14 protein-coding genes and 1 pseudogene are annotated in these 13,412 nt (G+C 71.1%); 5 read left to right on the forward strand and 10 right to left on the reverse strand.

Going from position 1 to position 13,412, the window contains the following annotated elements; genetic code table 11:
* Nucleotides 1–27: 27 nt before the first annotated feature.
* Entirely contained in the window at nucleotides 28–858 is an 831-nt protein-coding gene (locus tag ABZ945_RS16830; RefSeq protein ID WP_361269537.1) for a glycoside hydrolase domain-containing protein, read from the forward strand.
* Nucleotides 859–886: 28 nt separating this feature from the next.
* On the opposite strand, the gene ABZ945_RS16835 is transcribed toward ABZ945_RS16830, so the two are convergent.
* From ABZ945_RS16835 to ABZ945_RS16880, 10 genes are all read right to left on the reverse strand, one after another.
* Complete coding sequence (locus ABZ945_RS16835) at nucleotides 887–1,276, reverse strand: DUF5955 family protein (RefSeq protein WP_361269539.1); 390 nt, start codon at nucleotides 1,274–1,276, stop codon at nucleotides 887–889.
* Between the two features lie 87 nt (nucleotides 1,277–1,363).
* On the reverse strand, nucleotides 1,364–2,959 hold the full coding sequence (locus tag ABZ945_RS16840; RefSeq protein WP_361269542.1) for a hypothetical protein: 1,596 nt from the start codon (nucleotides 2,957–2,959) through the stop codon (nucleotides 1,364–1,366).
* Nucleotides 2,960–3,047: 88 nt separating this feature from the next.
* A complete protein-coding gene (locus ABZ945_RS16845) occupies nucleotides 3,048–3,944 on the reverse strand; it encodes a hypothetical protein (protein ID WP_361269544.1) in 897 nt (298 codons plus the stop codon).
* Between the two features lie 111 nt (nucleotides 3,945–4,055).
* A complete protein-coding gene (locus ABZ945_RS16850; protein WP_361269547.1) occupies nucleotides 4,056–5,222 on the reverse strand; it encodes an LLM class flavin-dependent oxidoreductase in 1,167 nt (388 codons plus the stop codon).
* Nucleotides 5,219–6,421 (reverse strand): LLM class flavin-dependent oxidoreductase, encoded by a 1,203-nt coding sequence (locus tag ABZ945_RS16855; RefSeq protein WP_361269550.1) that lies wholly within the window; start codon nucleotides 6,419–6,421, stop codon nucleotides 5,219–5,221. Before ABZ945_RS16855 ends, ABZ945_RS16850 begins: the two co-directional genes overlap by 4 nt.
* Complete coding sequence (locus tag ABZ945_RS16860; RefSeq protein WP_361269553.1) at nucleotides 6,418–7,839, reverse strand: NtaA/DmoA family FMN-dependent monooxygenase; 1,422 nt, start codon at nucleotides 7,837–7,839, stop codon at nucleotides 6,418–6,420. Before ABZ945_RS16860 ends, ABZ945_RS16855 begins: the two co-directional genes overlap by 4 nt.
* A gap of 31 nt (nucleotides 7,840–7,870) precedes the next feature.
* Nucleotides 7,871–9,130 carry an LLM class flavin-dependent oxidoreductase gene (locus tag ABZ945_RS16865; RefSeq protein WP_361269556.1) on the reverse strand — a complete coding sequence of 420 codons (1,260 nt, stop codon included), beginning with the start codon at nucleotides 9,128–9,130 and terminating at the stop codon, nucleotides 7,871–7,873.
* 278 nt (nucleotides 9,131–9,408) lie between these two features.
* Entirely contained in the window at nucleotides 9,409–9,540 is a 132-nt protein-coding gene (locus tag ABZ945_RS16870) for a putative leader peptide (RefSeq protein WP_361269558.1), read from the reverse strand.
* Nucleotides 9,541–9,661: 121 nt separating this feature from the next.
* On the reverse strand, nucleotides 9,662–10,513 hold the full coding sequence (locus ABZ945_RS16875) for a helix-turn-helix transcriptional regulator (RefSeq protein ID WP_361269560.1): 852 nt from the start codon (nucleotides 10,511–10,513) through the stop codon (nucleotides 9,662–9,664).
* Nucleotides 10,514–10,523: 10 nt separating this feature from the next.
* Nucleotides 10,524–11,276 carry a DUF6879 family protein gene (locus ABZ945_RS16880; RefSeq protein WP_361269562.1) on the reverse strand — a complete coding sequence of 251 codons (753 nt, stop codon included), beginning with the start codon at nucleotides 11,274–11,276 and terminating at the stop codon, nucleotides 10,524–10,526.
* 174 nt (nucleotides 11,277–11,450) lie between these two features.
* On the opposite strand from ABZ945_RS16880, the gene ABZ945_RS16885 reads away from it, so the two are divergent.
* The 4 genes and pseudogenes from ABZ945_RS16885 to ABZ945_RS16900 all read left to right on the forward strand — a co-directional run.
* Nucleotides 11,451–11,654 (forward strand): hypothetical protein, encoded by a 204-nt coding sequence (locus tag ABZ945_RS16885; RefSeq protein ID WP_361269564.1) that lies wholly within the window; start codon nucleotides 11,451–11,453, stop codon nucleotides 11,652–11,654.
* Nucleotides 11,651–11,884, forward strand: a complete 234-nt coding sequence (locus ABZ945_RS16890; RefSeq protein ID WP_361269566.1) for a hypothetical protein — start codon at nucleotides 11,651–11,653, stop codon at nucleotides 11,882–11,884. Before ABZ945_RS16885 ends, ABZ945_RS16890 begins: the two co-directional genes overlap by 4 nt.
* A gap of 196 nt (nucleotides 11,885–12,080) precedes the next feature.
* Nucleotides 12,081–12,557 (forward strand): SAM-dependent methyltransferase, encoded by a 477-nt coding sequence (locus ABZ945_RS16895; RefSeq protein WP_361269569.1) that lies wholly within the window; start codon nucleotides 12,081–12,083, stop codon nucleotides 12,555–12,557.
* 78 nt (nucleotides 12,558–12,635) lie between these two features.
* A pseudogene (locus ABZ945_RS16900) lies at nucleotides 12,636–13,405 on the forward strand (hypothetical protein); the annotation flags it as partial.
* Nucleotides 13,406–13,412: the final 7 nt, after the last annotated feature.

The following is a 13,412-nucleotide window of genomic DNA, read 5'->3' on the forward strand; positions in this document are numbered from 1 at the left end:
AGCCCAGATGTCGGATGGGGTGGGGAAATGCCGAAGCACCGGTTGTCCAGAAGAGGCCGCTACATCGCCCTGGCGACGACGGGGATCGTGGTGGCCGCCGGGGCGGGGTTCGCGGCGCAGACCTCGATGGCGGCCCCCGCCTGGCCGGCCCAGAAGACGTACACGGGCCGGGCGTTCGACGCCTGCACGGCGCCCTCGCTCGCCGCGATGAAGGCCTGGAAGAAGGACGGCTACTACGGCGGCATCGCGGTCTACGCGGGCGGCAAGAACCGCGGCTGCGCCCAGCCCAATCTGACCAGGTCCTGGGTGAAGTCGGTGGACTCCCTGGGCTGGCGGATCATCCCGCTGTACGTCGGCGCCCAGCCGTTCTGCCAGAAGAGCCTGAGCAAGGAGCGGTTCACCGCGGCCACCGCGGCCTCGGTCGGGGCGAGCAACGCCAACGACGCGGTCGCCAAGGCCTCGGCGCTCGGGATGAAGGCCGGCAGCCCGATCTATCTGAACATGGAGTCGTACGACATCACCGACAAGGCGTGCAACGACGCCACGCTGACGTATGTGCGGTCCTTCACCAAGACCCTGCGCGCCAAGACCTACCGGGCCGGCCTCTACGGCTTCAGCACCTCCAGCGCCAAGGCGGTCGCCACCGCCAAGGACCGCACCGACCTGCCGGGGAACCTCTGGTACGCGCTGTGGAACGGCCAGGAGACCACCACCAAGGACTGGCCCTGGGACCCGCAGCTGTACACCGACCACAGCCGCGGCCACCAGTACAAGGCCAACAGCAAGGAGACCCGCGGCGGTCACACCATCGTGGTCGACCGCAACGCCTGGGACGCCCCGGTCGCCATCGTCGGCTGAGCGGAGACGGGTCCGGCGATCGGGCCCGTCATCCGAGGAGCCCCGCCACCGCGGTGCGCAGCGCGTCGGCGGCGGCCGCCAGTGCGGCGACCGAGGACAGGGCGGCGGCCAGCCGGTCGAGCGCACCGGTCAGCCGGCCGCGGTCGGGCTCCTCGGCGGCCAGTTCGTCGGCCACCTCCTCCACCTCGCCGCGCGCCCGCGCCCGGTCGGCGTCGGGCAGCTCCCGGCCGTGCTCCGCCAGCAGCCCGCGCAGCGCCTCCAGGGCCTCCTGCGGAGTCGGGCCGTCCTGACCCGCCGCTCCCCCGTCCGAGACGACGGACGCCCTGGCGCCCCGCCCGGCCGCGACCGCGCCGGAGTTGTGGATGCGGCCGGCGCCGGTCTGGTGGATGCCGACGCTGTGCTCACCGCTGGTGCTCATGGACCCTGTCTCCTCTACTCGCTTCTCTTGGCTCTACAGCCGGTTGGCGGCGCTACGGACGGATGCGGCTCACGGACGGTTGGCGGCCTACGGACGGTTGGCGGCCTTCCGGGCGGTCGTGGCGGAGGCGCTGGCGTCCGGCCCGACGGCGGTGGCGCCGCTGTTGACGATGGTGCCGCCGCCGGTCTGGAGGATGCCGACGTTCAGCACCTCGGCCTGGCGGGCGCGGAACTCGGCGGTGTCGACGTCCTTGGAATCGAGGAAGTCGAAGATCACCTCAAGGGTCCGCCGCTCGATGACCTTGAGGTACTTGGCGCTGTCCATCTGCTGGTAGTAGTGGTGGTAGCCGTCGCTCGCGCCCAGGTCGCGGACACTGTGCAGCGCCCCCCAGTCGCCGAACGCCTGCTCCTCCTCATCGGAACCGGTGATCGCGCTCAGCCCGCCGGTCCACCCCTGCCGCCGCTTCAGCGAGGTCACCAGCGGCCGGGGCGAGCGGAACACCGAGGCGAGCCCGCCCAGCAGGGTCTCGGTCAGCGCCTTGACGGCCAGTATGCCGAGCACCTTGGCGTCCACCCCGCGGGACAGCCGGTCGGCCTCGTGGTAGGCGGCCCGGATCGGCAGCAACTGGTAGCCGTGCAGCTGGGTGTAGAGCACCCGGCCCTTGAGGTCGACGTTGAGGAACACCGTCAGCACCAGTTCCTGCTGCCAGGAGCCGACCCGTACGACCAGGAACTCCCGCGCCTCGTCGTACCGTTCGCTGGACGCCAGGGTCACCGTGTCGGGCGGGGCCGGGCCGTCCGCGCGGACGTAGAGGCGCTTGGTGACCTCCAGCCCGTCGAGCCGCTGGTCGGGCATGTCCACGTCGGTCAGCAGATGCGAGGTGAGCCGGTCCCTGACGTACGCGGTGAGTTCCGCGCCGGTGAAGGGGCGCGGGTCGGGTCGGCGGGCACCGGCCTCCTCGGCGGGCGGTGGTCCGTCCGGTGCCGTGCCGGTGGGGCGCAGGGCGGAGTGCGGTCCGGCCGCGCGGCCGTCCAGCAGTACGGCGAAGGACCAGGACCGCTGGAGGTCGCCCGCGCCGACGAACGGGACGTACCCGCCGTAGTGGACGACACCGGATGCCGGGTCCTGCTCCTCCCTGATCTCCCGGTACTGCTCCTCCATGTCCTCGGGGTCCTGGGGCGGTTCGCCGTCGAAGCCGTAGCGGGCGCCCGGGCGCGGCCGTGCCCGGAGGTGGACGGTGACGATCTGCCGGACCACGATCTTCTCGATGAGCAGCGACGCCCAGGCGGCCCACAGGGCGATGACGGTCGCCGTCCAGAAGACCGTCGCGCCGAAGTCTCCCCACACCGAGCCCAGCAACCCGACCGCGAACCACAGCAGGAGGGCCGTGGCGATCACGCCCCGCCGGGTACCGCGCAGCCGGCGGGCCGCGAGCGCGTGCCCGAGGACGGTCGCCGCGTCGTAGCCGTAGGCGGGCGCGGCCTTCCGCTGCCGGTTCTCCAGCAGTTCGTCGATCACCCGGTCGGCGAACTCCCGGTCCAGATGGGCGCCGATGGACAGCAGCCGGGTCACCTCGGTCATGGCCGGGGGAATCGGGTCGGTCACGGGAGGCCCCGGCGCGGGTGGTTCGGCTCCGGACCGGTCGGCTCCGGGCGGCGGCGCGATGCCGGATGCGATCGCCATGCCTCTCCTTCGGACGGATGGTCGGTGGTGTGCGGATGCGCGCGAGCCGGAACGGTCCAGGCAGAACTGGCCGGTCGGAACGGGCCGGTCAGAACTGGTCGGCCTGCCAGGACCGCAGCGTGTGGGACTCGGCGATCGGGTTCCACATCTCCAGGAAGGCCTCCTTGGCGGCGCTGGCCTTGGCACTGTCCGCCACCGCCGTGCGATAGGGCTCGGCGTCGGTGGCGGTGTCCGGGAGGCAGCCGCCGTCCTGCAACCCTCGGGCCCAGCTGGCGAAGTCGTAGTCGACGGCGGCCGACTGGTCCAGGGCCTCCCTCAGCAGGCGCTGTACCTCGGTCCCCTGCTCGATCTGGTCCACGGCGAGGCCTTCCACCCGGGTGGAGAGCCCCTCTCGGGCGACGGCCGCGGCCTGGAAGTCCGCGGCGTCCTCGGCGAGGCCGGCCTGCGGACCGCAGGCGGTGGCGTCCGCGACGGCCGTACTGACCGACTCCCGGTATCCGGACGACTCCTCCAGGATCCGGTCCACCTCCGTCGCCTGGGCGGCCGCCGTGCCCGTCGAACTCTCCTCGGTGGGGGTGGGCTCCTCGCCGGGGGCGCTCTCCTCGTCGCCGCCCACGCCGTCGTCGCCCTCCGTGGACGGGTCGTAGGGAGCGCCCTGCCCCTGGTCGGCGATGTCCTCGTCGCCGGTGTCCGGCAGATAGGTCCAGGGGCGTAAGACCATCAGCAGCACCGCCACCAGCGGGACCGCCAGCAGCCAGGTCAGCCGGCGCCGCACCGGTGCGGCGAGCGTCCCCAGGACCTCCTGGTGGTTGTAGTACGTCGGACGGGGACCCAGTACGGCGGCGCCCCCTCCCAACGGCCTCCCGCCCTTCTCCCAGCCCTCTTCGTCTTCTCCCGGCTCTTCAACCTGATTGCCCTCTTCGGCCTCTTCGGCCTCTTCGGCTCTTCCGGTCGCCTCACTCTTCGGGCCCCACGCGTCTGCCATGCGCCCCCGCTTCCGTCCTCACGCCGGAACTAGAGTGTGGCGCAGGCCACTGCGATTTTCAGCCGAATCCCCTCTTCTCCCCCCATCGGGCCCCGCCCTCCTCTCCTCTCCTCACCTGGCGGCCCACTCCCGTGCCAGCAGTTCATAGGACCGCAACCGGGCGGCGTGGTCATGGGTGATGGTGGTGATGAGCAGCTCGTCCGCGCCGGTGGCGTCCCTCAGCTGCTCCAGCCGGCTGGCGACCCGGGCCGGGGAACCGACGAACCGGGTGTCCAGCCGGTCCTGCACCAGCGCCTGGTCCCGGTCGGTCCAGGGCAGGGCGCGGGCCTCCTCCGGGGTGGGGTACGGAATGGCGCCCTCGGCGGTGCGGATGCTGCGCACCCAGGGGCCGTATCCGGTAGCGAGCTCCCGAGCGGTCTCGTCGTCCTCGGCGACCACCACGTCCGCGGAGACGCTGACATACGGCCGCCCCAGGACGTCGGAGGGCTTGAAGGCGGCCCGGTAGCCCTCCACCGCCTCCAGTACGGTGCCGGGGCTGACGTGGTAGTTCGCGGCGAACCGCAGCCCCCGGGCGCCTGCGGCCTGGGCGCTCTGCCCGCCGCTGCTGCCCAGGATCCAGAGCTGGAGGTCGGCGCCCTCGCCCGGCACGACATGGGCCTCCACCCCCTCCGGGGAGCGGTAGGTACCGGCCAGCAGCGCGAGGATGTCGTCAAGCTGATCCTCGTACTCCTGCGGCTCGGCCCCCGGCAGGGTGAGCAGCCGGCGCTGGAGGGCCACGCGCGGCGAGCCGAGCAGCTGCGCGAAGGAGAACGGCGGCGGAATGAGCAACCCGTTCGGGGCACGGCGCTCGACGGCCGGCCCGTCGGGCTCGGTGGCCGGGGGCCGCTCCGGGGGCCGGCCTCCGGAACGGCCGAGGCCGAGATCGAGCCGGCCCGGGTACAGGGCGTCGATCAGGCCGAACTCCTCGACCACCGAGAGCGCGGTGCGGTGCCCGAGCTGCACCGCCCCCGAGCCGAGCCGGATGGTGGAGGTGGCGGCGGCGGTGAGGGCGAGCAGGACCGCCGGGGAGGTGCCCGCCACACCCGGGTTGAGGTGGTGCTCGGCGTACCAGTAGCGGGTGTAGCCCAGCCGTTCGGTCTGCCGGGCGAGGTCGATGGAGTGGCGCAGGGCCTGCCCGGCGGTGGCCCCGGAGGAGATCGGCACCAGGTCCAGGACACCGAGCGGCGTACGGCCGCCACCGGAGAGCGGCGGAGGTGAGGACGGTGAGGGTGAGGTCATGGGCGGGCTCCTTCGGTCCTCAGCCGGGCGACCGCGGTGCCGGGGCGGTGTTCGGCCCCCCGTCCCCGTACCGACTCGGTCTCCTCTCCGCGTACGGCACCGGCTCCCCGTACGGCTTCTCCCCCTACCGGTTGTACGGCCTCGGGCAGCACCGGGGCCCAGGGGAAGGGTGGGTCGGGGATCTCGGCGCGCAGCACGGGCGCGACCTCGGCCTGGAACCGTTCCAGCGAGTCCCGGTGGCGGCTGTCGGGCAGTCCGCCCGCGTCCGCCTGGACATGCAGCACCGTGTGGCCGAACCGCTCGTGGTAGCGGTGCACCTTCTCGATGACCTGCTGGGGGCTGCCGATCAGTGCCGAGCTGCGCTCCACGAAGTCCTCCAGGGTCTCGAAGACCACCGGCAGCCCTGCCTTCCGCGCGAATGCGAGGTTGCTCTCGAAGAGGGGGCGGTAGGCGTCCAGCGCCTCCTGGGAGGTGCGGGTGACCAGCAGGCCCGCCGAGCCGGCGCCCACCGCCAGCTCCGCCGGGTCGTGGCCATGGGCCTCCCAGCGTTCCCGGTAGTGGTCGATCAGCTCGGCGTACGGTTCGATGGGGTGGGTGACGTTGGCCGAGAACAGCGGGTCGCCGTAGCGGGCGGCGAGCTCCACCGACTCCCTGCTGGTGGCGCTGCCGTGCCAGACCCGGACCGGCTGCTGGTAGGGGCGGGGCAGCACCTCGGCGTCGGTCAGCTCGGGGCGGAAGCGGGTCCGGGCGGTCACCCGGTCCTGGCGCCAGATCCGCCGGAAGACCTCGTAGCTCTCGGCGTTGCGGTCCCACTGGTCCTCGGGGGTGACGGAGAACAGCTCCCGCTGCGCGGTGCCGTTGCCCTTGCCGATGATCAGTTCGAGGCGGCCGCCGGAGAGGTGGTCCAGGGTGGCGTAGTCCTCGTAGGCGCGTACCGGGTCCAGCAGGCTGAGCGTGGTGACGGCGGTGAACAGCCGGATCCGCCGGGTCAGCGCGGCGATATGGCCGAGCAGCACGGTCGGCGCGGAGGAGAGGAAGGGCCGCTCGTGCCGCTCCCCCACGCCGAAGCCGTCGAAGCCCAGCTCCTCGGCCAGGACGGCGTTGTCGAGGACCTCCCGAAAGCGGGCCTGGGTGGACTTCAGCACCCCGGTGACCGGGTCCGGGCGGTGCACGATCAAAGTGATGGCGAGGAACTTCACCGTGCCGCCGCCTCTCCGGCCGGGACGGCCCGCGGGTCGGCGGACGACGGCTCGTCGGGGTGGTCCAGGCCCAGATGGTGCCGGAGGGTGGTCCCCTCGTACTCGGTGCGGAAGACGCCCCACTCCTGGAGCAGCGGGACGACCGTGTCGGCGAAGGGGTCCAGGCCGCCAGGGGTCAGATGCGGGACGAGGATGAAGCCGTCGGAGGCGTCGGCCTGGACGAACCGGTCGATGGTGCGGGCCACCGTCCGAGGGGAGCCGACGAAGGTCTGCCGGTTGCCGGTGTGGATGACCAGGTCCCGGATGGACCACTGGTGGGCCTCGGCGAGTTCCCGCCACTCGCGGGCGGTGGCCAGCGGATCCCGGTACATCCGCACCTGGGCGCGGCCTCGGGAGATGTGTTCCTCGGCTACGACCGGGTCGACGTCCGGCAGGGGCCCGTCCGGGTCGTACCCGGACAGGTCCCGGTTCCAGACGAACTCCAGATGCTTCAGGGCGGTGGCCCCGCTGACCTGCTGCCGGCGGACCTCCCGGGCCTGCTCCTCCGCCTCGGCGTCGGTGTCGCCGAGGACGAAGGTGGCGGCGGGCAGCACCAGCAGCTGGTCCGCCCGGCGGCCGTACCGGGCGAGCCGGGCCTTGACGTCCGCGTAGAAGGCCTGCCCCTCCTTCAGGGTGGCGTGCCGGCTGAAGATGGCGTCCGCGCTCGCGGCGGCGAACTCACGTCCCTCGTCGGAGTCCCCGGCCTGGAAGATCACCGGCCGGCCCTGCGGGGAGCGCGGTACGTCGAAGCGGCCGTGGATGTCGAAGTGCTGGCCCCGGTGGACGAAGGCGCCCGCCGTGGCGTCCCGCAGGAAGGCCCCGCCAGCGGCGTCGGCGACGACCTCGTCCCCCCTCCACGAGTCGAAGAGCTCCTGCGCGGTGTCCAGGAACTCCTTGGCCCGGGAGTAGCGCTCGTCCTGGGGCAGGAAGCCGCCGCGGCGGAAGTTCTCCCCGGTGAAGGCGTCCCAGGAGGTGACCACGTTCCAGGCGGAGCGCCCGCCGGAGAGATGGTCCAGGCTGGCGAACTGGCGGGCCACCTCATAGGGCTCGTTGAAGGTGGAGTTGATGGTGCCGGTCAGCCCGAGCCGGTCCGTGACGGCGGCCAGCGCCGCCAGCACCGTGAAGGTGTCCGGCCGCCCCACCACATCCAAGTCGTATATCTCTCCGCCCTGTTCGCGAAGCCGCAGCCCTTCCGCCAGGAACAGGAAGTCGAACTTGGCCCGTTCGGCGGTGCGGGCGAAGTGGACGAAGGAATCGAACTCGATATGGCTGCCGGCGGCCGGGTCGCTCCACACGGTGGTGTTGTTGACGCCGGGGAAGTGGGCGGCGAGATGGATCTGCTTAAGCGGCCGACCGTCGGCCCTGTCTATGTCGGTCATGGTGCGCGGTCCTCTCTGGTATCCGGGGGCCTCAGACGGCGGGTGTCGCGGTCGGGGCGTTGGCGGCTTCGGCGTCCCCTGCGGCTGTGGCCGCGTACCGGCTCACCGGTCGTTCCAGCCCCAGCAGCCCGCGCAGGGTGCCGGCCTCGTACGCCTCCCGGAAGCGGCCCCGGCGGCGCAGCTCCGGCGTCAGCCGCCGGCTGATCCGGGGCAGGTCATGGGCGAGCACACCGGGCCGCAGCCGGACCCCGCTCACCCCCTCCCCCGCCAACTCTTCGATCGCGTCGGCGAGTTCTCCCTCCGTACCCGTGAAGATCCGGGCGTCCGAGGTGTACGGCTCACCGGCCAGTCCATCCAGCCGAGCGCGCCGGTCCTCCGCCTCGGCCCGGCTGTCGTCCAGGAACAGCACCAGGTCCGCGAAGAGGTGCAGCGGCTCCCCGGCCCGGCCCGCGGCCTGCTGCTCCGCTCGAATCTCCCCGACAATGCGCCGGGTGTCGGCGGCGTCATACGGGGTGATGAAGCCGATGTCGGCCTGGCGGGCGATCAGCCGGTACGGCTGCGCCTGGTGGCCGAGCGCGCTGACCACGGGCTGGCCCTGCGGGGGGCGGGGGGTGATGGACGGCCCCCGGACGCTGAAGTGCCGCCCCTCGAAGTCGATGTAGTGCAGCTTGTCCCGGTCGATGAAGCGCCCGCTGGCCGCGTTCCGTATCTCGGCGCCGTCCTCCCAGCTGTCCCAGAGCCGGCGGACGGCCTCCACATAGTCGGCGGCCTCCTCGGCCAACTCGTCGATCAGCCCCTGGGCCTCGGGACTCTCGAAGGACTCGATGCGCGGGATGACCCGGCGGCCGAAGTGCGCGGCCTCGTCCGGCCGGGCCGAGTACCGCACCCGCACCCCGGCCCGCCCCCCACTGACGTAGTCCAGGGTCGCGATCGCCTTGGAGATGTGGAACGGCTCGGTGTGGGTGGCCACCACGGTCGGCACCAGGCCGATGTGCCGGGTCAGCGGGGCGACCCGGGAGGCGATCAGCACGGCGTCGAGCCGTCCGCGCACCTGGTCGGTCCGTTCGTCGGGCTCCAGCGGGTGGGCGGACTGCGGGGCGAGCCCGTCCTCGATGGTGACGAAGTCGAGCAGCCCCGCCTCGGCCTCGGCGACCAGGTCGGCCCAGTACGCGGCGGTGAACAACTCCCGGGGCCGGGCGCCGGGCTCGCGCCAGGACGCCGGGTGCCAGCCGGTGCCGTCCAGGGCGACGGCCAGGTGGAGATGGGAGGGGGAGACAGGGGTCAGGGACACGGGTGGGTGCCTTCCTGGGTGTTCCGGACGAGGGTGCGCGGGCCCGCGAGGGCACGGCGGGCAGGCAGGGTGGAGCACGGGAGGTCCCGGCCTCGGGAGCGGGGTGCGTCGGAGGACGGCCGTCGGGCAGGCCGGTATCCACAAGAGGGGTGGGACCGGATGTGAGCGGACGGCTCGTCGCTCCTCAGAGCGGTCGCGTCAGCGGGATGGCCTCAGGGCCGGAGTCGCCTCAAGGGGCGGAATCGCCTCAGGGGCGGCGTCGCGTCAGCGCCTTCGCGTCAACAGCGACAGAGCGCGCCGGCCGTGCGCCGGAGGTCGATATGCGCGCGCGAGGTTAGCAGCACGGAGCGGGCGGCCCTCGGGGCACGCGGGCAGAGGGTGCGGTGCGGTTCCCGCCTCACGCCCCTCACCTCCCCCTTCTCCGTACACGGCCGGACAGGCCGCGAGACTACGTCATCAGCGGCAACGCCGGTACCGGGCGGGGTGTTCCCAGCAAAGGCGACTGGTCGTCTACCTGACGGCGACGACCGGTCATTGTGGGATCAGGTCGCGTCGGGCGGCGTTGATGATGCGGTGGGCATCGGCTCCGTACACGGCCGACGCCCGCAGGGTCTGCCAGACCTTCCCATACAGCGAGACGTTCTCCGCGTCGTCCAACCACAGCTCGGCGTGCCAGTCCTCGGCGACGACAAGGCGGTCATCCAGGATCCAGAAGCCGTTGGCAGGCACGATCTTCACGGACGCCGTGAAGGGGACGATGCCCAGCTCGACCGTGTCCATACCCAGCATGCCGGTGAGACGGTCGAGCTGGGCGGCCAGCACGGACGGAGGGCAGATGCGCGAACGCAGCGCCGCCTCCCACATCAGCACATGCAAGGTGCGGCCAGGCCGGTACAGCCACTCCTGCCGCCGCGCCCGGGAGCGCACCGCGTCCTCGATGTCACTGGCTCCGCCCAGCAACTGCGCGTACCGGTCGATGACATGGCGCGCGTACTCGGGGGTTTGCAGTAAGCCGGCGATCACCGACTCCTCCCAGACCCACAAGTCCGAGCTCCGGTCGAGCTCGGCGCTCAACCCCTCGTGCAACGGCTTGAAGCCATTGGCCAGGGCCCTGCGCCAGGACCGGATGTGGGACTCGAACCCGGCGAGCCGGGCGGCAAGCTCGGGGTAGACCTCGGGCCGACCCGTGGCATCCGCCCACGCCCGCAGGTCCTTGGGGGTGGCGGTCTGCTTGCCGTTTTCCAGCTTGCTCACCTTGGAGCCCGCCCATCCGACGCGATGGGCCAGTTCCCGGCCGGTGAGCCGTCCACCAGGACACAAGAAGCGGAGTTCGCGCAGCCGCGCCCCCAGGGCGTCCCGTGCCCGCTGGTAGTCAGTGCTCACCGTTCACACGCTACGGGGCCGTGGCCACCTGCGCGGCGAATCGGTCGCGGGGGACCGCATGGTGCATCGCCGCGTCACGGGCGATGCAGTAGCGGACCACTTCGGCCGGCTCGGTGATCAGCTCGATGTCCAACAGGTTGTCCTCGTCGTCGAAGCGCAGTAGCGCGACCAACCGTGAGTCGAAGATCCAGAAGTCCTCGGCGGGCAACCCGGCCCGGTCCGCCTCCTCTCGCCGCAGGTAGCGGATGTCCTCACCGACCATGGCGTTGTGCCGGGCGTAGTCAAGCAGGAAGAGCTGTTCCGTGGTGGGCGGGCTGTCGGCCACCCGCACGCGGCCGACGGTCTTGCCAGCGCCGGTCTGGGCCCTGATGTTGACGAACCAGGCCTCTTCGGGGTCGAAGGGAGCCGAGCCGGTGTCCAGGAACGCCTCATAGTCGGGGTCCTGGCGATCGGAGGCGTATCCGCGCCGCGTCTCCAGCCGCCAGGCGGTGTGCTCGAAGGACTCGAAGAGGCGGCGGAAGGTGGCCCGGTCGACACGTTCCGGCATCCGTTCCGATTCCTTCGGTCCCCAGTTGACGTGCAGTTCGCGCGGGACGGCCACCGCCGCCTCGCCCGGGCCGAAGTGCTTGAGCTGTGCGAGGTCTTCAGGGTCGGTGATGGGCGTCCCCTGGATAATGACCTCGTGGGTACGGAGGTCCGTGTGCAGAGCAGGGCAGCCGTCGACCTTGCTGTCCGTGCCGATGAACCGTAACTGACGAGCCATGGAGGTCTCCCTTTCCGGGGCGGTGATCCACCACCAGCATGACCGGGTCAGCGGCTCGGCTGCATAGAGGCAGCCAGGCTCCAGGAGCAAACGTCGGCAAGCGCCGCCGACTGTCGAGCAAACTCGCGAAAACAACGTATCGGCAGGCGTGTCACGCCTCTTAGGTTCGCGTCCATGACGACGAAGAATGAGCAGGACGTCGATCCGTACGCCGCGGCGGAAGCGTTGAGAGCGGCCCTGGCGGAGGTTGGGATCACGCTCCCCTCTCTGCGGGTCGACATGGCCTCTCCGGCGCTGGGGCTCATCGAGCTGGGGAGTGTGCGCGCCGATGTGGCCGTCCGCCTGACCGAAGCACTTCGGCTAGGGGGCCACCAGTGACGGCCTTCGAGCGTCTCGCAACGACGCTCTGCCATGGTGACCTGCCCTTCCCCCGCGGAACGCTCGTGATGGACACGATCTCGGAGCGGACGGGCCACCTGGTGGGCGCCCTGGAAGAGCGCACCAGGGAGGGAGGCAAGCTCGTCAGCCGACAAGCGTTCATGCGCCCTGAGGGCGGCGGCATCGAGTGGGACGTGCCCTTGGAACGCATTCGACTGGTGGGCAGCTGACTCCAAGGCCTTGTCCGGTAGGGGCCGCCGTGCAGGGTCCCGACTCGCGACCTCGGCGCCACGGTGGCGGCGCGGCAGGTCTTCGTAGCCGTAGAGGCGTGACTGCACAGAGAGTTCATCGGCGCGAGGGTTGGTAGGCCGTGGTTGACGAGCGACGTAGATTGCTTGACACCTGCGCGTAAGGGGAGGGACGGACATGCCATTGAGCATCACGCCCATCGGACGGGTCGTGGGAGGTCGCACGGTCGTCGCCGACGACTTCTGGGGCGGGGTGGAAGCCGTGATCCGACTGGACGCCAGCTACCCCGAAGAAGTGGTGCAGGGTCTGGCCGACTTCTCTCACCTGGTGGTCGTCTGGCACTTCGACCAGACCTCCGCGGACGACGTCGCCCTGCACGCCCGTAGCCCCCGCAACAATCCCGCCTGGCCGCCCACCGGTACGTTCGTGCACCGCAACCACCGGCGGCCGAATCAGCTCGCCACCAGTTTCCCGCGTCTGCTCAAGGTGGACGGGCTCGACCTGCATGTCACCGATCTTGACGCGGTGGACGGGACGCCGGTCTACGACCTGGCACCCTATTTCCAGGAGATGGGACCTCGCGGTGAGGTCCGCCAGCCGGCCTGGCCGGGAGAAATGCTTGCCTCCTACTGGGCCGAGCAGGCAAGGCACTGAGCCCCTGGCCGGGCGTCGATGACCACCCGGCCAGGGGCTTCAGCCAAGACGAGGTACGGAGACTCAGCTCTCACTCGCCTCCCCCGGCAGGACTTCGCCTTCGCGGAAGACCTGCTACGCCGCTGGCTGGCTCGCTTTCCACCGCATGGGCTGGATGACAAGGGCCTTTACCTGTACGCACGCGCGACTGCCTTGCTGGGAGACGTCCAAAGGATCAGGGAGCCGTGATGGGCCCTCTGTCGGCACGGCGTTCCTACCACGATGCCCGGGCCCTCTTCACTCAGCTCGATGTCCCCCGGCGCGTGGCTCAACTGGACCTCTCCCTGGCCGTGGTGGCGGAGATGTCCGATCAGTGGGAAGCAGCGGCCCACCAGTACGAGTTCCTCGCCGCTGACGACCGGCTCTCCCGGCGTGACCGCGCGCGGGCTCGGCTGTGGGTGGGGACGGCACTGAGCAAGGAAGGCAACCACGACTACGCCAGACGAGTCATGTTGACGGCCGTACGCGATTTCGAGGATCTCTCCGACCCGGAGGACTGGTCCGTGGCCCATCAGAAGCTGGCCCTCGCCCACCGAGGGGCAGGTGACCTCACCGCCGCGCTGCACTACATCGACATCGCGCGCACGACCGGTACCGCGGACTCACCAATGCAACGTGTTCGTCTGGACGCCGCCCACGGCCACATCCTCCTGTCCGACCCGGACACCCTGGATGATGGTCTTGCCGTTCTCGCCAAGGCAGCAAAGGTGGCCGCTGACTACGGTCTCAGCCATCAACGCCGCAGCATCGAGAACATCAAGAGCAGGCATGCCACAAGCGGTGGGGCGAAAAGCTCCGAGCGACACTGATCAGGGA

This window comes from Streptomyces sp. NPDC046887 (genome assembly GCF_040644755.1).
GTDB classification, from domain to species: Bacteria; Actinomycetota; Actinomycetes; order Streptomycetales; family Streptomycetaceae; genus Streptomyces; species Streptomyces lichenis.

Bases quoted from the DNA above. Each gene is read 5' to 3' on its own strand.
- ABZ945_RS16830 (WP_361269537.1), top strand. From the start codon at position 28: ATGCCGAAGCACCGGTTGTCCAGAAGAGGCCGCTACATCGCCCTGGCG.
- ABZ945_RS16835 (WP_361269539.1), bottom strand. From the start codon at position 1,276: ATGAGCACCAGCGGTGAGCACAGCGTCGGCATCCACCAGACCGGCGCC.
- ABZ945_RS16840 (WP_361269542.1), bottom strand. From the start codon at position 2,959: ATGGCGATCGCATCCGGCATCGCGCCGCCGCCCGGAGCCGACCGGTCC.
- ABZ945_RS16845 (WP_361269544.1), bottom strand. From the start codon at position 3,944: ATGGCAGACGCGTGGGGCCCGAAGAGTGAGGCGACCGGAAGAGCCGAA.
- ABZ945_RS16850 (WP_361269547.1), bottom strand. From the start codon at position 5,222: ATGACCTCACCCTCACCGTCCTCACCTCCGCCGCTCTCCGGTGGCGGC.
- ABZ945_RS16860 (WP_361269553.1), bottom strand. From the start codon at position 7,839: ATGACCGACATAGACAGGGCCGACGGTCGGCCGCTTAAGCAGATCCAT.
- ABZ945_RS16880 (WP_361269562.1), bottom strand. From the start codon at position 11,276: ATGGCTCGTCAGTTACGGTTCATCGGCACGGACAGCAAGGTCGACGGC.
- ABZ945_RS16885 (WP_361269564.1), top strand. From the start codon at position 11,451: ATGACGACGAAGAATGAGCAGGACGTCGATCCGTACGCCGCGGCGGAA.
- ABZ945_RS16895 (WP_361269569.1), top strand. From the start codon at position 12,081: ATGCCATTGAGCATCACGCCCATCGGACGGGTCGTGGGAGGTCGCACG.